Raw genomic sequence first — 19,850 nt, 5'->3', positions numbered from 1 at the left:
AACCTTGAGAAACCGGCCACAGGTCCTCTCACGCTGCGTCTGCGATCATGAACGCGGCCTCAAAGCAAGCGGTGAGCCGACCCGCCCGTCATCGCTAACGTCGCTAACGTGATGTGGGCTCTGATCTGGGGTGCCGTCGCCGCGTCATCGCTGGTGATCGGCGCGGTGCTCGGCGTCGTGAGGAAGTGGAACGATCGCGTCATCGGTGCTGTCCTGGGATTCGGCGCAGGAGCGCTGATGTCCAGCGTCTCCTTCGAACTCGTGGCGGACGGTCTCTCTGTGGCGGGCGGCCTGCCCGTTGCCCTGGGGCTGGCGGCCGGAGCACTCGCGTTCTATCTCGGCGACAAAGGAGTCGAACGTCTGGGTGGTCGGTCGGGCAAGACCGCGGCGGGCATGCCGCTGCTGCTGGGTGCGTTGCTGGACGGCATCCCCGAGCAGGCTGTGCTGGGGATCGGCCTAGCCGCCGGCAAAGGCGTGAGCGTCGCTCTGCTGGTTGCGATCTTCGTCTCGAACCTCCCCGAGGCGATCGGGTCCTCGGCCGACATGCGGTCGGCCGGCACGAAGGCGCGCACCATCATCCTGGGCTGGAGCATCGTGGCCGTGGTGTGCACGCTGGCGGCCGTCGCCGGCTACGGCGTCTCCGCCCTCGTGGGCGACCCGTTTGCGGGCGCCGTTGACGGTTTTGCGGCCGGTGCGCTCCTGGTGATGCTCGTCAGTTCGATGATCCCCGAGGCGACCCAGAAGGCGGGCAAGGCCGCCGCGCTGGTCGCCGTCCTCGGATTCGCCGTCGCCGCGGGACTCTCAGCAGCCGGCTGAGAGACCGCCACCGCTGGCAGGCCGGTCAGCCCTCATCGGCATCCGGCCGCGGCAGCACGGTGAGTACGCGCTCAATGTGGTCGCGGAACTCGGTCATGAATCCGCGCAAGAATTCCTCGGTGCTGGCGTTGGTGATCGAGCCGTCGTCGGCGTAGTCCTCTTCGACCCACGTGATGTAGGCCTCCGGTGAGGTCATCTGGCGGGCGTTGCAGTAGCTGAGCACGCCGCGCAGGCTCTGCTGGGCGACGGCGGTGCCGATCGAACTGACCGAGGCGCCGATGACGGCAGCGGGGATGTGGTCGAACGCGTTCTCGCCGTAGGGCCGTGAGGCCCAGTCGATCGCGTTCTTCAGCGCGCCCGGGATCGAGCGGTTGTACTCGGGCGTGACGAAGAGGACGGCATCCGTCTCGGCGATCGCGTTCTTGAAATCCTGCGCGACGAGCGGGAAATCCTCGTCGAAGTCGGGGCTGTACAGCGGCAGGTCCTTGATGGGGATCTCGACGAACTCGAGATCCTTCGGCGCGACACCCTGCAGCGCCGCGGCGAGCCTGCGGTTGATCGAGGTGGAGGACAGACTCCCCACGAAGTAGCCGACGGTGTATGACATGCGAGTCTCCCTGCTGATCGGCTGGACGCCCCGATCCGGGCGGGCGGATCGGGGCCTTTCACCTGGTTGCCATCGATGCACCGGAGGACCATGCGTGCCCCACGTATGACGCCCGGCCCCGGCCTGGTGAGGCGGGGCACCCTCTCGAAGGTGAATGACTCGATCGTCGCGGGTCGCGCTCGTGCAGGCCAAGGGGTTGACACGGATGCCGCGCCGCGGCACCGGCCGAGGTCAGGTGCCGGTACCCAGGGTGCGGAGATAGCGGGCGGTCGTCCGCCGCTGCACCCACCGGCCGATCGGACCGCCGAGCCGCGTGTACCAGCGCCCGGGGCGCGAGAACGCCATGATGCGGAAGGTCACTTCGCCGGAAGGCAGAAGCCGCAGCTCGAAACGCTCCTCGCCGCGCTCGGGATGCCCCGGGAGTGTCCCGTACGCGAAGCCGCAGAGGGTGTCCGTGCGCTCGGCCCACACGACGAGGCAGGGGATCTTGAAGAGCAGCAGCCGCATGTCCACGCGGGTGCCTTCTCGGAGCGGCACGTCCGACAGGTCGACGCGCGCCCCGGCGCGACGCTGCACCTCGCCGGCCAGCAGATCGTCGGCGGCCCGCTCGAACACCTCGCGACCGCGGCCGATCACGCGCTGCATCCGGACGTGGTGGTACCCGGGCGGGAGTTCGCCTGCGGTGGCGCCCACCTCGGAGTAGGTGAGGGGCGGCATCCCTTCAGGGTAGGCGCGTCGCGACGGGTCGGTACCGTCGAGGAGTGATCCCTTCACGCATGCGTACCGTCGGTGTCGACCTCGCCGCCGACGAGCGGCGCACCGCGCTCGCGGTCATCGCGTGGGAGCCCGGGTCCGCTCGGCTCGACGAGCTCCGCCTGGGGGTGGCCGATGACGAGATCGCGGATGCCGCCACCGCGGTCACCCGCATCGGCATCGACTGCGCGCTCGGCTGGCCCGACGCCTTCGTCGACTTCGTGTCCGCGCATGCCGACGCCGACCGCCCGCCGGTGGTCGATGGGGGAGCGGACTGGCGGCGCTCTCTGTCCTACCGAGCCACGGATGTCTGGATCCGCGAGCAGACCGGCCGCTGGCCGCTCAGCGTCTCCACCGACCGCCTCGGCGTCACCGCTCTGCGCTGCGCGGGACTCACCGGACGCCTCGCCGCGCGCGGGCTGCGTGTCGACCGGTCCGGCGTAACGGGAGCGGTCGCCGAGGTCTACCCGGGCGCGACGCTGCGCGCCTGGGGGATGGACACCCGGGGCTACCGGGTCGACGCCGATGCGCGGCGCCTGCTGCTATCGCGGCTCCTGGCCTCGGCATCCGGTCTCGACGTCGGTGAGCACGGCGAGCTCATGATCTCGTCGGGTGACGCGTTCGATGCGGTGATCGCCGCCCTCGGTGCGCGGGCGGCTGCGATCGGGCGCTTCACGCCGCCGGCGCTCGAGATCGCTTCACAGGCGCGGCGGGAGGGGTGGATCGTGCTGCCGTCGTGCACGCTCGCCGAACTCATCGCGCGACAGCAGAACGCCTCCCCGGCCGGGCCCGGCCGGGGAGGCGTTCCGCAGTCGGGTCAGTCGTCGACGACGCTGATCGTGACGTCGATGTTGCCGCGCGTGGCGTTGGAGTACGGGCACACCTGGTGGGCGGCATCCGCCAGCTGCTGGGCGAGGTCGAGCGGCATCTCGGGGATGTTCACCTCGAGGGTCACGGCGAGCTGGAAGCCGCCGGCGCCGTTGGGCAGCAGCGAGACGCTCGAACCGACGCTCGAGCCCTCGATCTGAGTCTTCTGGGCGCGCGCCACGCTCTGCAGCGCGCTGTGGAAGCAGGCCGCGTAGCCGGCGGCGAAGAGGAGCTCGGGGTTCGGTGCGCCGCCGGCGCCGCCCAGCTCCTTCGGGACGCGCACCTCGGTGTCGAGGATGCCGTCGGCGGTGCGGACGTGGCCGTTGCGGCCTCCGCCGGTGGCGAGGGCTTCTGCGGTGTAGAGGGCGTTCACGGGTTCCTTTCGGATCGGGGGGATCAGGCGGAGGCGCGCAGCTCGGTGGCGAGCGCCCGCATGTTGGCGGTGATCGCGGACAGCTGTGCGAGGAGGTCGGACACACTGCGACCGCTGTCGACGAAGCCGGGGACGAGGCAGCCGGCGGCGGCGATGACCTCGGCGTGGACGGCGCGGCCCTCGTCGGTCAGGGCGACGCGAACCACGCGCTCGTCGTCGCCGTCGCGGCGGCGGTGCACGAGTCCGCGCGCCTCGAGTCGGCGCAGGAGCGGGGAGAGGGTGCCGGAGTCGAGGTTCAGTTCTTCGCCGAGCGAGCCGACGGTGCGCTCGCCGGTCGCGAGCACGACCATGGCGAGGTACTGCGGATACGTCAGCGACCAAGGCTTGAGCACTTCGCGGTAGGCCTGCGTGGTCGCGTGGGAGGCGGAGTACATCGCGAAGCACACGAACTCGTCGAGCGTCGGGCTGGTCATCCCGAAAGCATTGCACGCAATTCAATTGTGCACAACTTACTGGGTTCGGTGATCCGGACGATACGCGCCCCGCGTGCCTCCGGGCGGGAAATAATCGAGGGATGACCTCAGCGCCCCAGCCCAGACGTCGATTCGAGCCGATCTATTCGATGGCCGTCGGCGCCGGCCGGGTGCTCTTCGGCGGTGTGCTGCGGCTGCGACCGACGGTGACCGGTGCTGAAGCGATCCCGCCCTCCGGGGCGGCCGTCCTCGCGATCACCCACTTCGGATACATGGACTTCGCACTGGTGGAGTGGGTGGCCTGGCTGCGAACCCGACGCCGGATCCGCTTCCTGGTGACCAAGCGCGCCGCCGACAAGCCCGTCGTCGGGTGGCTCCTGAACAAGATGCGGCACATCCCCGTCGACTTGGAGGCCGGCCGGGACGCCTACACGAACGCCGTCACGGCGCTGCAGGACGGGGAGCTTCTCGGGGTGTTTCCCGAGGCGGGCGTCAGCGCGTCGTTCACCGTCCGTGAATTGAAGACGGGAGCGGTGCGGATGGCGGCGGCGGCCGGAGTCCCGGTCATCCCGGTGGTCGTCTGGGGTGGGCAGTTCCTCCGGACCAAGAATCATCGCGCCAGCTTCCGCGAGGCGTTCCGGGCGCCGATCCGCATCGCGTTCGGGCGGCCCATCGACGTGAGCACCGCCGACGACCCCGTCGCAGCGACGGCCGCGCTGCGGTCCGACCTGATCGCCCTGCTCGATGACGCGCAGGCGACCTATCCGCTCTCCGGCGCCGGGCAGTGGTGGCAGCCGGCGCACCTGGGCGGATCCGCGCCCACGCCCGACGTCGCCGCCGCGCGGGACGAAGAGCGCCGGCGGCAGCGGGCTGCCGGGCGCTGACGACGCGCGGATGCCGCGCGTGCGGCATCCGCTCCGCCTCAGTCCTCGTCGGGGAACTTCCCCTTCGTCGTGCCGTCCATCGCGTCGGCGAGGGCGAAGATCACCGGCCAGGCGCCCTCGGACGAATTGCCAAGCACGGTGACCGTCGTGCGCGTTTCGGGATCATGCGTCGACCGGAAGGATGCCCCGGCGTCGTAGCCCTCCAGGATGAGCGAGGACGAGCGGCGACCGAGCCAGAACCCCATGCCGTATCGCTTGTGCTCTGTGGGTACGTCGAACCGGGGTCGGGTCATCTCGACGAGGGTCTCGGGCGACACGATCCGCCCGTCCAGCAGCGCGTTCCAGAACCGGTGCAGGTCGTCGGCGGTGAGGTACATCCCACCGTCGCCGTTGCCGCGGACGGGCAGGTGCAGCACGTTCGTGCGGTCGCCGGTCTCCTCGAGGTAGCCGAGCGCGGCATCCGCGGGGAGGTCGTCCGAACGCAGGAAGGCCGAGCCGATGAGGCCCGCGCGGTCGCAGACCTCGGTCTGGACGAGCTCGTGGAAGCCGCGACCGCTCACGCGCTCGGCGATGAGCGCGAGGATCACGTATCCGCCGTTGCAGTAGGCGAAGCGCTCGCCGGGCGGGAACTTCTGCGGGAAGCCCTCCAGCGCGGGCAGGAATCCTTCGGTCTCGGCGAGGGTGTGCAGCGGCACGGAGAAGACGTAGTCGTCGATGTCGGCGTCGGCGTCCTCGTCGAGGTAGTCGCCGATGCCCGAGGTGTGGGTGAGGAGGTGCTCGATCGTGACCGCGCCGTCGACGAGGGGCAGGTCGTCACCGAGGATCGGGCGGACGGGATCGTCGACGCCGAGCACGCCTTCTTCGACCAATCGCATGATCGCCAGCGCGGTGAAGCCCTTGCTGCCGCTGGCGGCGGAGATCCGAGTGGCGGGTGTGTGGGGAACGCCGAGGGCCCGGTGGGCGAACCCTTCGCACCGTTCGAGCGTGCGTTCGGCGCCGACGTCGATCGTGAGCACGCCCGAGAACGACTCGGCCGCGATGGCCGCGTCCAGCTGCTCGGAGGTCAGAGGCAGGGGCATGATCGGTTCTCCCGTCGTCAGGTGTTCAGTCTTGCCGATCTCGGGCGGAGCAGACTGAGATCATGCGCCCAACCCTGACGCTGTTCTGCGGACCGCCGGGTGCCGGCAAGACGACGGTCGCCCGCCGGCTCGAAGACGAGGGACGCGGCACCCGCATCGCCACCGATGACTGGCAGGCGAGACTCGGCGCGCCGCATACGGACGGCGAGTTCCACGAACGGCTGCAGGGCGCGCTGTACGAGCATGCGCTCGAGCTGGTGCGCGCGGGCGTCGACGTGATCCTCGAGGACGGGCTGTGGCTGCCGGGAGAGCGTGCGGAGAAGTTCGCCGATGCGCGGGCGGCCGGTGCGCTGATCTCCTGGCACGTGTTCGACATCCCCGAGTCGGAACTCCGGCGTCGGCTCGAGAAGCGCAATTCGGACGGAGCGGCGGAGGCGTATCCGGTCTCCCGCGCCGAACTCGTGCCGGCTCTGGAGCTTTTCACGCCCCCGTCCGAGGCTGAGCTGGCCGCCGTCGATGAGGTGATCGTTCACCGAGGATGAAACGCACACGATGCAATCGTGCAGAAAAGCGGAGATGTGCACGATGACGGAGACCGCAGCCCCTCGTCATCCGTGATCCTGCACATCGACGCAGTTCTGCGCGCCCGCGACCACGGCGCCTAGGCTCGCTGCATGAGCCACAAGCCCACGCTGTTCGCCCGGATCCGGCAGTTCTTCTGGCCCGCGCGCGAGACCTATGAGTCGCGGCAGGCTCGGGGTGGTGAGTCCGCCGGCCTGACCCCGCAGCAGTACGAGGCCACCGACCGGCGCCGGCACGGTGGAGCAGGCGAGATCGGGGCGGGCTGACCTCCGCGCGGCCCGCGGCGGTCACTCGTGCTCGGGCAGCACCGGGGTCGACCAGCCGGGATCCCTTCCGAGCTGAGCGGCGCGGGCGACGGATGCCGAGCCGAACTTGTCGCGGACGGCGTCGAGCGCCGTGTCCAGCCGCGAGCCGTCCTCCCAGTCGATCGGGAGCTCCGGCGGACCCTCCGCCGCGTGACCAAGGCCCGAAAGGGAGATGCCGATCAGCGTAATGCCCCGCTCGGCGATCACCGGCTGCGCGGCCGCAAGTAGCCCCCGCGCCACCATGAGCAGCACGGAGGTGCGATCGGTCGGCATCCGCAGCGACTTCGACCGCGTCGCCTTCGCGAAGTCGCCGTAGCGCAGCCGCAGCACGACCGTCCGGCACACGCGCTCCTTCTCGCGCAGGCGCCGGCCGAGCCGGTCGACGATCTGCGTCAGGAACACATCGAGCTCTTCCGGCGTCCGGGGCCGGGATCCGAGCGCGCGCTGCGAGCCGATCGATCCCCGGCGCCGCGTCGTGTCGACCGGACGCGGGTCGCGCAACCGGGCGAGCGCGTGCAGGTGCGCGCCGGCGGCCCGGCCCAGCATCCGTTCGGCCGTCGCCGTCTCGAGCTCCGCGAGTTCGCCGACGGTGTGGATGCCGAATCTGTGCAGCTTCTCGGCGGTCACGGCGCCGACTCCCCAGAGCCGTTCGACCGGCAGCGGCAGGAGGAACTCCGCCTCGCGATCGGGCTCCACCACGAGGAGCCCGTCGGGTTTGCTGACCGCACTGGCGACCTTTGCGAGGAACTTCGTGCGTGCCACGCCGACCGAGATCGGCAGCCCGACCTCGGTCCGCACGCGTGCGCGCAGCCTCGCGGCGATCTCCTCGGGGCTGCCCACGAGCCGGCGCAGACCCCCGACCTCGAGGAAGGCCTCGTCGATCGAGAGGCCTTCTACCAGTGGAGTCGTGTCGCGGAAGATCTCGAAGACGTCCTTGCTCGCCTGCGAGTACGCGTCCATCCGCGGGGGAACGACGATCGCGTCGGGACACAGCTCGCGGGCCTGGCGGCCGCCCATCGCGGTGCGCACGCCGCGCGCCTTGGCCTCGTAGCTCGCGGCGAGGACCACCCCGCCGCCCACGATCACGGGCCGCCCGCGGAGCTCGGGTGCGTCGCGCTGCTCGACCGAGGCGTAGAACGCGTCGAGGTCGGCGTGCAGCACGGTCGCCTCGCCCCGCATGACGCCCCCCGTGCTCGTCCGCCCTGTGGACGCATCGTCGCACCGGGTGGCGACATCGAACCCGGCCCGCGGCCTACCTGAGCGCGGCCGGCCCGAGCCGGTCGGTGATCGCCTGCCGGATCTCGGGCACGGCATCCACGAGTCGTTCGAGGGGGCAGCGGAACCGCACCGCGCTCACGCTGACCGCGCCGGTCGGCACCGCGGAGCCGTCGAGGACCACGGGCACCGCGACGCAGGCGATGCCGACCTCGTTCTCCTCGTCGTCGATGCCGAAGCCGCGTGCGCGGGTCGCCTCCAGCTCGCCGAGCAGTGCGTCTGCGGTGGTGAGCGTGTGCGGGGTCTTCTGCTCGAGGGGGAACGCACCGAACACGGCCGTCAGATCGTCCACGTGGCGCACCCGCGAGCTCACCAGGACCTTCCCGACTGCGGTGCGATACGCCGGGTTGCGCCCGCCGATCACCGAGGTCAGCCGCACCGCGCCCTGCGGCGGGTCCATCTTCGCGCGATACACGATGTCGCTGCCGGACAGCACCGCGTAGTGCGCCGTCTCGCCGAACCGGGACGCGAGATCCTCGAGGAGCGGCTGCATGCGCGCGATCTCGGGCCGTCCGTCGAGGTTGCGGAACGCCAGCCGCAGGTATTCGTCGCCGAGGATGTACACCCCCCGCCCGATCGTGTCGGCGAGTCCGGCGCGGCGCAGCGTCGCCAGCGCCCGGTGCACGGTCGGCTTGGGGCTCTGCAGCGTGCCCGCGAGCTCGTCGAGCGTGACACCGGCGGGGTGCTCGGCGAGCTCGGTCAGCACCGCGATCACGCGGTCGGCCCCGACGAGGCGATCGGTCACGGGAGGAGCCGAGGGTCGACGTGCACCTTCGGACCCGGCCCGGCATCCGCTCCGCGTCGGCCCTCGAGGCGCGACGGAACGTCCTCGAGCGCGACCACTTCGCTCACGATCGCATCCGGCACCACCGACCCGTCCGCGAAGTGCGCGATCGCCCCGGCGAGGCCCGGAGAGGCGGAGAGGATGCCGACCGCCGTGATGTCCTTCAGTGCGATGTCGCGGGTGTCGACGAGACTCGGTGTCGATGAGAGACCGATGTAGACGACGCGTCCGGCAGGCCGCGCGAGGCGCACCGTCAGCGCGGGCATCGCCGGGTTGCTCGTCGCCTCGATGACCGCGTCGAACCGATCGGATGCCGATCCTTCGAGCTCGTCGAGCTGCCACGTGTGCGGCACGCCGAGGGAGCGCGCCAGCGCGAGCGAGCCCTCGCGCACTCCGCCGACGTGCACCTCCGCACCGGCGGCGAGGGCGAACTGCGCGGCGAGCAGTCCGATCGTCCCCGAGCCGAGCACGAGGACCGCGTCGCCGGGCGAGATGCTCGCCGCCCGGGCGGCGCGGAGCGAGTTGCCGCCCGGTTCCACGAGCGCGGCCGCGGTCACGCTCACGTTCTCCGGGATCCGGTACGCGAAGCGAGTCGGGATCAGGAGCTTCTCGGCCAGCGCCCCCGGCCAGCCGTCGCGGATGCCGACTTCGAACCGGTCGGGACACACGTGGTGCACGCCCGCGCGGCAGAAGCGGCACTGCCCGCAGCCGAGCATCGTGTCGCCCGTGACGCGCCGGCCGATCCAGGCCTCGTCGGCGGGGTCGCCGACGCCGGTCACCCGGCCGGTCCACTCGTGGCCGAGCCGCAGCGGGAAGTGCGTGTGACCTTGCTCGATGTAGGCCATCTCGCCCGTGTACAGCTCGACGTCGGTGCCGCAGATGCCCACGCGCTCGACGTCGACGAGGAGCTCGCCGGCAGCCGGGACCGGGTCGGGCACCTCGCGCACCGCCGCCTCGCGTGGCGCTGTGACGACGAGCGCGCGCATCAGCCGGCCGCGGTCGGGTCGGCGATCACGCGCTGCGTCTGGGTGCCGAGCCGCTGGATCGACAGGGTCATCGTCTCGCCGCCGTGCAGGTAGAGCGGGGGCTTCAGGCCCAGCCCGACCCCCGGCGGGGTGCCCGTGTTGATCAGGTCGCCCGGCTCGAGCGCGAGGAACTGACTCAGGTAGTGCACGATGTACGCCGGGCTGAAGATCATCGTCGCGGTCGACCCGTTCTGCCGGACGACCCCGTCGATCTCGAGGCGCATGGCGAGGTCGAGGACGTCGCCGACCTCGTCGGGGGTCACCAGGTACGGGCCCGCCGGGTTGAACGTGGGGGCCGATTTGCCCTTGGACCACTGCCCGCCGCGTTCGATCTGCCACTCGCGCTCGCTGATGTCGTTCACGAGCACATACCCGGCGATGGCTTCGGCCGCCTCGGCCTCGTCGGCGAGGTACGACGCGTGCCGGCCGATCACGATCCCGAGCTCGACCTCCCAGTCGGTCTTGCGCGACCCCCGCGGAATCTGCACGTCATCGTCCGGTCCGATCAGCGTGTTCGGCGACTTCGTGAAGAGGATCGGCTCCTCGGGCACGGCCTGCCCGGTCTCGGCGGCGTGGTCGCGGTAGTTCAGTCCGATGCAGAGGATCTGATGGGGGCGCGCGAACGGCGCTCCGAACCGGCGACCGGCCACGGGCTGGGCGGCTCCCGCGGCGACCTTCGCGGCGACGACATCCCCGAGCGTCGCGAGCGCCCCCGAGCCGAAGAAGGCCTCGTCGAAGTCTGCGGTGACGTCGGAGACGTCGACGAACGTGTCGTCGTCGATGAGCACGGCGGGGATCTCCGACCCCGCGGGGCCGAGGCGGACGAGTCTCATTGCTCTGCTTTCTGCCAGTACGGCGTGGTGGTGCTGCCGCGCCAGCGCGGCACGGGGAGCCCCGCGACGCCGACGTCGGCGACGAAGAGGGCGCCGGCCTGGTCGGCCCAGGTCTCGAGCCCCTCCTGCGCGGTCGTGATCCCGAGCGTGCTGAGCTCGGGACCGAGGAACGCCGGGCACGAGACCTGGGCGGCATCGACCTCGACGATCTCGAGCAGCTCGCCCGTGGGCGCGTGGCGGCGGACGCTCGCCCCGCCCCAGAGCGCCACCCACAGCATCCCCTCGGCGTCCACCGTGAGGCCGTCGGGGTAGTGGGGGAGGTCCCGGAGGATCGGCATCCACTGTTCGTCGTGATCGAACGCGCCGTCGCCGTACGAATGAGCCGACACCGTGTTCGCGAGCGTGTCGACGTGGTAGACCGTGCCGCCGTCGGGCGAGAAGCCGACGCCGTTGGAGAGGCGGATGCCGCTCCGCAGCGTCTCGACCGTGCCGTCGGGTGAGATGCGCAAGAGCACTTCGTCGCCGGTCTCCGCGCCGAGGGCGAGGGTCCCCACGACGAACCGGCCCTGCAGGTCGACCGCGCCGTCGTTCAGGCGGACGTCGCGGCGGCCACCGAGCAGATCGGGACCGAACGACACGGCGCCGTCAGAGGAGATCACCGCGAGTCCGCGGGCCGCCGCGACCAGCAGACCGCCGTCCTCGGTGAGGGCGACGGCGCCGGCGCTCTGCCCGAGGTCGGTCGCGGCGATGTCGACGATGCGCTCGCCGCGGAGCGACCCGCGCAGCACGCGCCCCGCGTTGATGTCGACCCAGCGGACGAGCTCGGCGCGGTCGTCCCAGATGACGCCCTCGGCCAACGCGTATGCCGCGTCGGTCGCGGGGACCGCGCGCAGGGTCATCGAAGACCTTGGGAGGAAGCGGTCGCGCATGGCATGATTCAGAATGTTAGTGCAGCGTTCGAATTGATGGAAAACAAAGATGCCACGTCAGGGTCGCCGATGAGCCGCCTCCGCAGTGCCGAGTGGTACGAGGGAGACGACCGCAACGCCTACATCCACCGCGCGTGGATGCGGCGCGGGAACCCCGAAGACGCGCTCGACGGCACGAAGCCGCAGATCGCGATCGCGAACACCGCGTCCGATCTCACGCCGTGCAACATGCACCTGAACGAGGTCGCTGAGAGCGTGAAGCACGGGGTGTGGGCCGCCGGCGGCGTGCCGTATAACCTGCCCGTCGTCTCGCTCGGCGAGACGCAGGTCAAGCCCACCGCGATGCTCTGGCGCAACATGGCGGCGATGGCGATGGAGGAGATGTTCCGCGCCAATCCGGTCGACGGGCTCGTGCTGCTCGGCGGCTGCGACAAGACGATTCCCGCACTGCTGATGGCGGCGGCATCCGTCGACATCCCCGCCGTCGTCGTCCCGGGCGGACCGATGATGACCGGGTACTTCCGCGGGCAGGCGCTCGGCTGCGGCACGGACGTGTGGCGACTGAGCGAAGAAGCCCGGGCGGGCGAGATCACCGGCGCGCAGTTCCTCGCGTCCGAGCAGTCCATGATCCGCGGCAAGGGACACTGCAACACGATGGGAACGGCATCCACCATGGCCGTCGTCGCCGAAGCGCTCGGCATGACGATCCCCGGGTTCGCCGGCACCCCCGCCGCCGACGCGCGGCTGCTCGCCCTCTCGCACGAGACCGGGAAGCTCATCGTCGACATGGTCGCCGCCGAGCGCACCCCGAGCCGGATCATGACGCGGGAGGCGTTCCTCAACGCGATCGTCGCGGTCGCCGCGGTCGGCGGGTCGACGAACTCGGTCGTGCACCTCCTCGCGATCGCGGGACGGCTCGGGGTCGACCTCACCCTCGACGACTTCGACGCGACGGGCGCGGGAGTGCCGGTCATGGCGAACCTGCAGCCGAGCGGCGCGTACCTGATGGACGACCTCTATCGCGCCGGGGGAGTGCTCGGCGTGCTCGCGCAGGTGCGCGACCTGCTGCGAGCCGATCCGATCACGGTCACCGGCCGCCCGCTCGTGGACTACCTCGACGACCGGCCGGTGTACGACGCGGACGTCATCCGTCCGCGGGAGGAGCCCCTCATGGCGGATGCCGGCATCGCGGTGCTGCGCGGCAACCTCGCTCCGCGTGGCGCCCTCGTCAAGCCCGCCGCTGCGACGCCTGAGCTGCTGCAGCACACCGGACCGGCCGTCGTCTTCGACTCGATCGAGGACATGCGTGCGCGCATCGACGACCCCGCCCTCGACGTCACCGCCGACTCCGTGCTCGTCCTCCGCGGCTGCGGGCCGAAGGGCTACCCGGGCATGCCGGAGGTCGGCAACATGCCCCTGCCGCAGAAGCTCCTCGCGCAGGGCGTGCGCGACATGGTGCGCATCAGCGACGCGCGAATGAGCGGCACGGCGTACGGAACGGTGATCCTGCACGTCGCCCCGGAGGCCGCGGCGGGTGGGCCGCTCGCGGTCATCCGCACCGGAGACCTCGTCACGGTCGACGTCGAGAATCGGATGCTGAATGTCGCCGTGAGCGATGAGGAGCTCGCCGAGCGTCGGGCGAGCGCGTCGACCGAAGCCGCCTACGCCGCCCCGGTGCGCGGCTGGGCCCGGCTGTACGTCGATCACGTCATGCAGGCCGACACCGGCGCGGATCTCGACTTCCTCGTCGGATCCAGCGGCCCGGACGTCGCACGCGAGTCGCACTGAGGTTCGGGAGGACTGGCCATGAGTGAATTCGACGGGGCGATCGTGGTCGTCACGGGCGGTGCGAGCGGCATCGGGGAGGCCGTCGCGGCGCTGCTCGCCGAGCGCGGCGCGCGCGTCGCGGTGCTGGACCGCGACGTCGCCGGCGTGCGCCACTTCGCGGTCGAGGCGGACGTGACCGACGCGCGGCAGGTCGGTATCGCGGTGGACGCGGTCGCCGCGCACTTCGGGGGCCTGGACATCGTGATCAACAATGCGGGCATCGGCGCGGCCGGCGACGTGTCGGCGAACGACGACGACGAGTGGCACCGGGTGCTCGATGTCAACGTCGTCGGGATCGCGCGTGTGACCCGCGCGGCGCTGCCGCATCTGCGACGCTCCGCTCGCGCGGCGGTCGTCAACACCTCGTCGGTTGTCGCGACCGTCGGCGTGCCCAACCGGGCGCTGTACTCCGCGAGCAAGGGTGCGGTGTCGGCGCTGACGCTGGCGATGGCCGCTGATCACGTCCGCGAGGGCATCCGGGTGAACGCGGTCACTCCGGGCACGGCGGACACTCCCTGGGTGGGGCGGCTGCTGGACGCCGCGGATGATCGCGAGGCGGCGGCATCCGCTCTGCGTGCGCGTCAGCCCATGGGGCGGTTGGTGAGCGCGGCGGAGGTCGCGCACGCGATCGTGTACCTCGCTTCGCCGCTGTCGTCCTCGACGACCGGCACACTGCTCGCAGTGGACGGCGGGATGGCCGGCCTGCGGTTGCCCTAGGCGCGGGTCGCTGTTCACAACTCCCGCAATCCGTCGCGGAATGGGCCGAATCGGCCCGTCCGGCCGTGTCTCAGCTGCCGAATGCAGGAGTTGTGCGCACCGAGGTGCTCCGCTGATCGCCGGTCGTCAATCGGACGTGGTCGCGGCCGGCCGCTCGAGCCCGACGAACGGCTGCATCGCTTCGGCGAACCCGACCTTCGCGCCCGCGCGCACGACCGTGGCGCCGTAGCTGATCGACACCGTGCGCGGCGGCCAGCCGAACTGCTCGACGTCCATCTGCGCCTGGCCGCTCGGATCCCGCTCCGCGTCACTGATCGACAGGGCCAGCCACTGCACGCCATCCGTGGCGGTCGCGCTCCACAGCCAGCACCCTTCTCGACCGTTGCAGTCCCCGTCGATCTCGTCGAACCGGAGCGGCCCGAGCCCGAACTCGGCTGCGGCGCGGGACGCGGCATCCACGACGGCCTGCCATTCGCCCTGCGGCGGCACCCGGTCGGCCTGAAGCTCGCAGCAGTTGATCGTCGTCAGCATCGACTCGCCCCCGTAGCCGTTGCCCTGCTGCGGGTAGGAGTTGTCTTCGTCGAACCACGTCGACTCGGAACGCAGCGGCTCAAGACGGATGCCGGTGGCTTCGGCGATCGCGTCGTTCACCGCGGCGACCAGACCGCGCGCGGTCGGCTCGAGCTCCTTCTCGTCGGGGGCCTCGAGCAGCAGCTCGCCGTCGATCCAGGATGCGGCGGGGTAGTCCGCCCAGTCCACGGTCACGCTCTCGCCGGTGGCGTCGGTGTAGGTCGTCACAGGCGACGGCGCGGCGCCGAGGAGGCTGCACCCGGTCAGGAACAGCGCGCAGGCGAGGAGGGCGGCGATGCGGGGGAGCATCGGCTCAGTCTTGCACGGCGCTCTTCCGGCTGCGGCGTGCACAACTCCTCAGTTCCGTTTGCGTCGGCGGATCGAAAGGCACCTCACGGGCCGATTTCGCCGCGAATCTGAGGAGTTGTGCACGCGCGGTCCTCGAGACCGGCCGCGCTAGCGTGTCCGCATGGCGATCCAGCGCGCAATTGTGGTGTCGACGACGGACCCGGAGGGCGGCGACCGGGTTCAGGTGCGGCTCGGCACGGGTGTCGACGTGTGGGCGGCGCGGGTGTTCCCTCTCGCGGCGTTCGGCGCGCACGACCCTGCGGAGGGGGCGGAGGTGTGGGTCGACTTCGAGGGCGATGAGCCCGCGCGCCCGGTGATCCTCGGTCTCACCGGTCGTCCGGCCCGCCGCGACGCGCTCGCGCGCGACCTCGAGGCGCTCGGCGACGCGTGGGATCGAGGGCATTTCGCCGGGACCGCGGATGCCGACGGCGGCGAGACCGCGAACCCGTATCGGTGACCGCCGCCGCGGTGTCGGCGGCCGGTCGTACCGTGGGGTCATGGCGACGATCGAGCACATCCGTCGTGCCGTCGCGGGACTGCCCGGTGTCGAGGAGCGCGAGCGCACGAGCGGCGCATCGTGGTTCGTGCGCAACCGGCCGTTCGCCTGGGAGGTTCACCCGTGGCCCAGCATCCCCGCGGACATGCGGGCGATCATCGCCTCCGAGCCGGTCGTCGCCGTGAAGGTCGCGGACCGCGTCGACGCGCTCGCATTGGTGGAGATGGCGCCAGAGGTCTTCCTGCGCACGACCACGGCGTGGTGCGAGCCCAAGGTGGCGTTCCGCCTCGGGGCGATCGATGATGAGCACCTGCGCGAGCTCGTGATAGACGCGTGGCGCGCGGAGGCACCGCGGTATCTGCGGCGGGCGTTCGACGAGGCCGAGCCCGGCCCGTCATAGGGTGGACGGATGTTCTCCGGACTCGCGGGCTGGCACCTGATCATCCTCGTCATCTACGGGCTCCTGATCGCCGGGGCCGTGGTCGGCGCGTACTTCCTCATCCGCGGCGCGGTGCTCAGCGCACTGAAGGCGCACTCACGGTGGGTGGATGACGGCCGACCCTGAAGCCGCTCAGGGCTGGAGCCGCTCCACGTCCCAGCCGTCCTGACGCCGGGTGAAGACGATCCGGTCGTGCAGGCGCGAGCTGCGGCCTTGCCAGAACTCCACGCGCGACGGGCGCACCCGGTAGCCGCCCCACCGCTCGGGGCGGGGGACGTCAGCACCCTCCGGATACTGCTCCTCCAGCGCGGCTACGCGCGCCTCGAGCTCCGTGCGCGAGGAGATCGGCTGCGACTGCGCGCTCGCCGTCCCCGCGAGGCGCGACCCGTGCGGGCGCGTCGCCCAGTAGGCGTCGGATTCGGCATCGTCCACGCGCGAGACCTCGCCCGTGACGATCACCTGGCGGTGCAGCGTGTACCAGGGGAAGAGCAGGGTCGCGACCGGGTGCGCCGCGAGGGCACGGCCCTTGCGCGAGGACCGGTCGGTGTAGAAGACGAAGCCCTCGGCATCCACCGCCCGCAGCAGCACGGTGCGGCTGGAGGGAGTGCCGTCTTCGCCGATCGTGCCGACGACCATCGCGTTCGGCTCGTAGACGCCGCGGTCCGCGGCCTCGAGGAGCCACGACTCGAACTGCTCGATCGGGTCGGATCCGACGTCGCTCTCATCGAGGCTCTCGGCGCCGTAGTCGGTGTGGCGGTGCAGGGCGGGATCGGTCACACGAAGACGATAGCCCCGCGTCGGGGGCGGAGGATCAGTCCAGGCGGGAGTGCTCGCCCAGGCGGTGCCACTGGCGGTTGTGGTACACCAGGGCGTTGCCGTGATGCCCGGGCTCGACGTCGCGCTCGATGTTGATCTGCAGGGCCTGAGCGGCGATGACGGTGGAGCTCCCGGCATCCATCCGGCTCACGATCGCGCAGCGCGCCCACGCCCGCACGCCGTGGAAGACCGGCTCGCCGGTGGCCAGCCGCGTCCAGGCGGTCGCATCGGCGAAGCGGTCGACCCCGCTCTGCGCGCCGAGCCGCGCGACGTCGATGTCGTCCGCGTCGAGCAGGTGAACGACGATCGACTCCGCCGCGGCGATCGCGGGCGTCGCCGACGAGATCGCCGACACCGAGAAGATGAGCAGAGGCGGGTCCGCGCTCACCGACGACACGGAGGACGCGGTGAGCGCCACCGGCCCGTGCTCGCCGAACGCGGTGATCACGGCGATGCCGCCCGGGTGACCGCGGAAGAGGGCCTTGAACTCGTCGGCCGTGGCCGACGCGCCCAGGCTCCGTGCGGGAGCGTGGTCGGGATCGTGGGGGCGGCTGGCCGCGGAACCGGTCATGTCTTCGACGCTAATTCACTCCCGAGGCCTGCGGCGTGCGGGCGTGAAACACACTGACACACGCGCCGGTACTCAGTGTTGCGTAGTACCGGTACTCAGTGTTACTTTGTACCGGTAGTCAGCGACACAGGGTAGGTGGGACGGCATGGCCAGTCAGATGACCGAGATGCTCAAGGGCACGCTCGAAGGCATCGTGCTCGCGGTGCTCGCCGATCGGCCCGCATACGGCTACGAGATCACGGCGCGACTCCGCGACGAGGGCTTCACCGACCTCGTCGAGGGGACGGTCTACGCCCTGCTGATCCGCATCGAGCAGCGCGGGTTCGTCGACGTCGAGAAAGTCCCCTCCGAGAAGGGACCGCCCCGAAAGGTCTACTCGCTGAACGCGAACGGACGCGCTCAGCTCACCGAGTTCTGGAAGACATGGAGCTTCCTCCAGACCCGTATCGACCGGCTCCGCGACAGAGAGGTGTGACATGGCTGCCAAGTGGTTCGAGGTGATCACCGGATCGCTCGATGACAAGAAGGAATGGCGGCGGTACCGAGCGCGTGTGAAGGCGCTTCCCGAGCCGTACCAGACGGCGGCCGCGTCGTTCGAGCGCTACTTCATGTACAACGGCGGCATCGTGGACGGCGACCCGGCCGTCATGATGACGATGCTGCACGACTTCGCCGATCTGTGGGAGCGGGCGGCCGCCGATCAGACGCCGGTCACCGCGATCGTCGGCGAGGATCCGGTGGAGTTCGCCGACGCCTTCGCGGCCGCGTACACCGGCAAGCGGTGGATCGACAAGGAGCGGGCGCGCCTGACCGAGACCATCCGGCGGATCGAAGCGGAGGAAGAGCCGTGATCGCGGATGCCGCCATCCGGGTCCACGGACTGCAGAAGTCCTTTGCAGATGTGGCGGTCCTGCGGAGTGTGGACTTCGAGGTCGCGCGGGGCAGCGTGTTCGCCCTGCTCGGATCGAACGGCGCCGGCAAGACGACCATCATCCGCATCCTCGCGACGCTGCTGGGGGCGGATGCCGGAGTGATCGAGGTGGACGGCATCGACGTGGCGGAGCAGCCCGCCCGCGTTCGCGAGGCGATCAGCCTGACCGGCCAGTTCGCCGCTGTCGACGAGATGCTCACCGGACGCGAGAACCTCGTCCTCGTGGGACGTCTCCGGCACGTCGGCTCGCCGGGCGCGGTCGCCGACGATCTGGTGGAGCGCTTCGCGCTGACGGATGCCGCGCACCGGCGCGCCGGCACGTACTCCGGCGGCATGCGCCGCCGCCTCGACATCGCGATGAGCTTGATCGGCGATCCTCCGGTGATCTTCCTGGACGAGCCGACGACGGGCCTGGATCCGCAGGCGCGGATCGAGGTGTGGCAGACCGTTCGCCGGCTGGCGGACGCGGGGACCACGGTGCTGCTGACGACGCAGTATCTCGACGAGGCCGAGCACCTGGCCGACCGCATCGCGATCCTCCACGAGGGGCGCATCATCGTCGACGGCACGCTCGCCGAACTGACCGCCCTCCTGCCGCCACCGCAGGTCGAGTATGTCCGGAAGCAGCCGACGCTCGAGGAGATCTTCCTCGCGATCGTCGGTGACCAGGCAGGGGTGTCAGAGCCCGGGGAGATTCCGGCCTCCAGCGACGCCAACCAGGCCCGAGGTGCTGATTCATCCCCGCGCTTTCACCACGAGTCGGAGGAAGGGCGATGAGCGCCCACTTCGCCGCCGACACGGCGACCCTCACCGGGCGGTCGCTCCGCCACATCCTGCGCAGCCCTGACACGATCATCACGACCGCGGTCACGCCCGTCGCGATCATGCTCTTGTTCGTCTTCGTCTTCGGAGGGGCGATCGACACCGGCGCCGCGTCCTATATCGACTACATGCTGCCCGGCATCCTGCTCATCACGATCGCGTCCGGCATCGCCTACACCGCCTACCGCCTTTTCATGGATCTGCAGGGCGGCATCTTCGAGCGCTTCCAGTCGATGCCCATCGCGCGCTCGAGCGCGCTGTGGGCGCACGTGCTCACCTCGCTCGTCGCGAACCTCGTCTCGCTCGCGGTCGTCATCGGCGTGGGCTTCGCGGTCGGCTTCCGCACCGGGGCCGGTCCTCTCGCGTGGCTCGCCGCGATCGGCATCCTGATCCTGTTCACGCTGGCCATCACCTGGCTCGCGGTGATCGCGGGGCTCTCCGCGAAGACGGTCGACGGGGCGAGCGCGTTCTCGTACCCGCTGATCTTCCTGCCGTTCCTGAGCTCGGCGTTCGTGCCCACCGCGTCGATGCCCGGACCGGTGGCGTGGTTCGCCGAGAACCAGCCGGTCACCCCGATCGTCAACACGCTGCGCGCGCTGTTCGCCGGGCAGCCGGTCGGGAGCGAGATCTGGGTGGCACTGGCCTGGTGCGTCGGCATCCTGATCGCCGCGTACCTCATCGCGATGGCGGTGTACCGCCGGCGGCTGCGCTGAGACCGGGTGTCGGCG

The 19,850-nt window shown here is 70.8% G+C and carries 26 protein-coding genes and 1 pseudogene; 14 read left to right on the top strand and 13 right to left on the bottom strand.

Translation table 11 applies throughout. The features are described from left to right. Positions 1-111: 111 nt before the first annotated feature. Positions 112-816, top strand: coding sequence for a ZIP family metal transporter (locus ABD197_RS12135; protein ID WP_344055854.1), 705 nt, complete (start codon positions 112-114; stop codon positions 814-816). Positions 817-841: 25 nt separating this feature from the next. On the opposite strand, the gene ABD197_RS12130 is transcribed toward ABD197_RS12135, so the two are convergent. Both ABD197_RS12130 and ABD197_RS12125 read right to left on the bottom strand, forming a co-directional pair. After that, positions 842-1,423 (bottom strand): NADPH-dependent FMN reductase, encoded by a 582-nt coding sequence (locus ABD197_RS12130; RefSeq protein WP_344054871.1) that lies wholly within the window; start codon positions 1,421-1,423, stop codon positions 842-844. A gap of 231 nt (positions 1,424-1,654) precedes the next feature. Next, the gene (locus tag ABD197_RS12125) at positions 1,655-2,140 is read right to left on the bottom strand and encodes a DUF1990 domain-containing protein (RefSeq protein WP_344054869.1); all 486 of its coding nucleotides are present in this window, start codon (positions 2,138-2,140) and stop codon (positions 1,655-1,657) included. A 59-nt stretch (positions 2,141-2,199) separates the two neighbouring features. Between ABD197_RS12125 and ABD197_RS12120 the strand changes: the two are divergent. After that, a pseudogene (locus ABD197_RS12120) lies at positions 2,200-2,844 on the top strand (DUF429 domain-containing protein); the annotation flags it as partial. Positions 2,845-2,993: 149 nt separating this feature from the next. Here ABD197_RS12120 and ABD197_RS12115 read toward each other — a convergent pair. Both ABD197_RS12115 and ABD197_RS12110 read right to left on the bottom strand, forming a co-directional pair. Beyond that, positions 2,994-3,416, bottom strand: coding sequence for an organic hydroperoxide resistance protein (locus ABD197_RS12115; RefSeq protein WP_344054867.1), 423 nt, complete (start codon positions 3,414-3,416; stop codon positions 2,994-2,996). A 23-nt stretch (positions 3,417-3,439) separates the two neighbouring features. Next, entirely contained in the window at positions 3,440-3,889 is a 450-nt protein-coding gene (locus tag ABD197_RS12110) for a MarR family winged helix-turn-helix transcriptional regulator (RefSeq protein ID WP_344054865.1), read from the bottom strand. A 101-nt stretch (positions 3,890-3,990) separates the two neighbouring features. Between ABD197_RS12110 and ABD197_RS12105 the strand changes: the two genes are divergently transcribed. Continuing rightward, a complete protein-coding gene (locus ABD197_RS12105; RefSeq protein WP_344054862.1) occupies positions 3,991-4,773 on the top strand; it encodes a lysophospholipid acyltransferase family protein in 783 nt (260 codons plus the stop codon). Positions 4,774-4,811: 38 nt separating this feature from the next. Here the strand turns inward: ABD197_RS12105 and ABD197_RS12100 are convergent, their stop codons facing one another. Then, positions 4,812-5,852, bottom strand: a complete 1,041-nt coding sequence (locus ABD197_RS12100) for a serine hydrolase domain-containing protein (protein ID WP_344054860.1) — start codon at positions 5,850-5,852, stop codon at positions 4,812-4,814. A gap of 62 nt (positions 5,853-5,914) precedes the next feature. Between ABD197_RS12100 and ABD197_RS12095 the strand changes: the two genes are divergently transcribed. Beyond that, positions 5,915-6,394 (top strand): P-loop nucleotide/nucleoside kinase family protein, encoded by a 480-nt coding sequence (locus tag ABD197_RS12095; protein WP_344054858.1) that lies wholly within the window; start codon positions 5,915-5,917, stop codon positions 6,392-6,394. A 132-nt stretch (positions 6,395-6,526) separates the two neighbouring features. Then, positions 6,527-6,700: a hypothetical protein gene (locus ABD197_RS12090; protein WP_344054856.1), complete on the top strand. Its 174-nt coding sequence runs from the start codon at positions 6,527-6,529 to the stop codon at positions 6,698-6,700. A 21-nt stretch (positions 6,701-6,721) separates the two neighbouring features. Here the strand turns inward: ABD197_RS12090 and dinB are convergent, their stop codons facing one another. From dinB to ABD197_RS12065, 5 genes are all read right to left on the bottom strand, one after another. Beyond that, positions 6,722-7,918 (bottom strand): DNA polymerase IV, encoded by a 1,197-nt coding sequence (gene dinB, locus ABD197_RS12085; protein WP_344054854.1) that lies wholly within the window; start codon positions 7,916-7,918, stop codon positions 6,722-6,724. Between the two features lie 73 nt (positions 7,919-7,991). Then, positions 7,992-8,759 carry an IclR family transcriptional regulator gene (locus ABD197_RS12080; protein WP_344054852.1) on the bottom strand — a complete coding sequence of 256 codons (768 nt, stop codon included), beginning with the start codon at positions 8,757-8,759 and terminating at the stop codon, positions 7,992-7,994. Continuing rightward, the gene (locus tag ABD197_RS12075) at positions 8,756-9,784 is read right to left on the bottom strand and encodes a zinc-dependent alcohol dehydrogenase (RefSeq protein ID WP_344054850.1); all 1,029 of its coding nucleotides are present in this window, start codon (positions 9,782-9,784) and stop codon (positions 8,756-8,758) included. Before ABD197_RS12075 ends, ABD197_RS12080 begins: the two co-directional genes overlap by 4 nt. After that, entirely contained in the window at positions 9,784-10,656 is an 873-nt protein-coding gene (locus ABD197_RS12070; RefSeq protein ID WP_344054848.1) for a fumarylacetoacetate hydrolase family protein, read from the bottom strand. Before ABD197_RS12070 ends, ABD197_RS12075 begins: the two co-directional genes overlap by 1 nt. After that, a complete protein-coding gene (locus tag ABD197_RS12065) occupies positions 10,653-11,555 on the bottom strand; it encodes an SMP-30/gluconolactonase/LRE family protein (protein ID WP_344054847.1) in 903 nt (300 codons plus the stop codon). Before ABD197_RS12065 ends, ABD197_RS12070 begins: the two co-directional genes overlap by 4 nt. Positions 11,556-11,654: 99 nt before the next feature. Here ABD197_RS12065 and ABD197_RS12060 point away from each other — a divergent pair, with 99 nt between their 5' ends. Both ABD197_RS12060 and ABD197_RS12055 read left to right on the top strand, forming a co-directional pair. Then, entirely contained in the window at positions 11,655-13,373 is a 1,719-nt protein-coding gene (locus ABD197_RS12060) for an IlvD/Edd family dehydratase (protein ID WP_344054845.1), read from the top strand. Between the two features lie 18 nt (positions 13,374-13,391). After that, positions 13,392-14,129 carry an SDR family NAD(P)-dependent oxidoreductase gene (locus ABD197_RS12055; RefSeq protein WP_344054843.1) on the top strand — a complete coding sequence of 246 codons (738 nt, stop codon included), beginning with the start codon at positions 13,392-13,394 and terminating at the stop codon, positions 14,127-14,129. Positions 14,130-14,255: 126 nt separating this feature from the next. Here ABD197_RS12055 and ABD197_RS12050 read toward each other — a convergent pair whose 3' ends face one another. Next, positions 14,256-15,008 (bottom strand): hypothetical protein, encoded by a 753-nt coding sequence (locus ABD197_RS12050; protein WP_344054841.1) that lies wholly within the window; start codon positions 15,006-15,008, stop codon positions 14,256-14,258. A 160-nt stretch (positions 15,009-15,168) separates the two neighbouring features. On the opposite strand from ABD197_RS12050, the gene ABD197_RS12045 reads away from it, so the two are divergent. The 3 genes from ABD197_RS12045 to ABD197_RS12035 are packed head-to-tail and all read left to right on the top strand — an operon-like array spanning position 15,169 to position 16,108. Then, positions 15,169-15,504 carry a phage baseplate assembly protein V gene (locus tag ABD197_RS12045; RefSeq protein WP_344054839.1) on the top strand — a complete coding sequence of 112 codons (336 nt, stop codon included), beginning with the start codon at positions 15,169-15,171 and terminating at the stop codon, positions 15,502-15,504. A gap of 40 nt (positions 15,505-15,544) precedes the next feature. Next, the gene (locus ABD197_RS12040) at positions 15,545-15,943 is read left to right on the top strand and encodes an MmcQ/YjbR family DNA-binding protein (RefSeq protein ID WP_344054837.1); all 399 of its coding nucleotides are present in this window, start codon (positions 15,545-15,547) and stop codon (positions 15,941-15,943) included. 9 nt (positions 15,944-15,952) lie between these two features. Beyond that, positions 15,953-16,108: a hypothetical protein gene (locus ABD197_RS12035; RefSeq protein ID WP_344054835.1), complete on the top strand. Its 156-nt coding sequence runs from the start codon at positions 15,953-15,955 to the stop codon at positions 16,106-16,108. A 6-nt stretch (positions 16,109-16,114) separates the two neighbouring features. Here ABD197_RS12035 and pdxH read toward each other — a convergent pair whose 3' ends face one another. Further along, positions 16,115-16,759, bottom strand: coding sequence for a pyridoxamine 5'-phosphate oxidase (gene pdxH, locus ABD197_RS12030; RefSeq protein WP_344054833.1), 645 nt, complete (start codon positions 16,757-16,759; stop codon positions 16,115-16,117). A gap of 34 nt (positions 16,760-16,793) precedes the next feature. Next, complete coding sequence (locus ABD197_RS12025; protein ID WP_344054831.1) at positions 16,794-17,369, bottom strand: flavin reductase family protein; 576 nt, start codon at positions 17,367-17,369, stop codon at positions 16,794-16,796. Positions 17,370-17,514: 145 nt separating this feature from the next. On the opposite strand from ABD197_RS12025, the gene ABD197_RS12020 reads away from it, so the two are divergent. The 4 genes from ABD197_RS12020 to ABD197_RS12005 are packed head-to-tail and all read left to right on the top strand — an operon-like array spanning position 17,515 to position 19,835. Next, positions 17,515-17,844 carry a PadR family transcriptional regulator gene (locus ABD197_RS12020; protein WP_344054829.1) on the top strand — a complete coding sequence of 110 codons (330 nt, stop codon included), beginning with the start codon at positions 17,515-17,517 and terminating at the stop codon, positions 17,842-17,844. 1 nt (position 17,845) lies between these two features. Further along, positions 17,846-18,220: a DUF1048 domain-containing protein gene (locus ABD197_RS12015; protein ID WP_344054826.1), complete on the top strand. Its 375-nt coding sequence runs from the start codon at positions 17,846-17,848 to the stop codon at positions 18,218-18,220. Next, a complete protein-coding gene (locus ABD197_RS12010; protein WP_344055853.1) occupies positions 18,220-19,077 on the top strand; it encodes an ABC transporter ATP-binding protein in 858 nt (285 codons plus the stop codon). The genes ABD197_RS12015 and ABD197_RS12010 overlap by 1 nt, the downstream gene beginning before the upstream one ends. After that, positions 19,074-19,835: an ABC transporter permease gene (locus ABD197_RS12005; RefSeq protein WP_344054824.1), complete on the top strand. Its 762-nt coding sequence runs from the start codon at positions 19,074-19,076 to the stop codon at positions 19,833-19,835. The genes ABD197_RS12010 and ABD197_RS12005 overlap by 4 nt, the downstream gene beginning before the upstream one ends. Positions 19,836-19,850: the final 15 nt, after the last annotated feature.

The sequence above is a fragment of the Microbacterium lacus genome, assembly GCF_039531105.1.
Lineage (GTDB): Bacteria > Actinomycetota > Actinomycetes > Actinomycetales > Microbacteriaceae > Microbacterium > Microbacterium lacus.
This window is presented reverse-complemented; position numbering and strand designations above follow the sequence as displayed.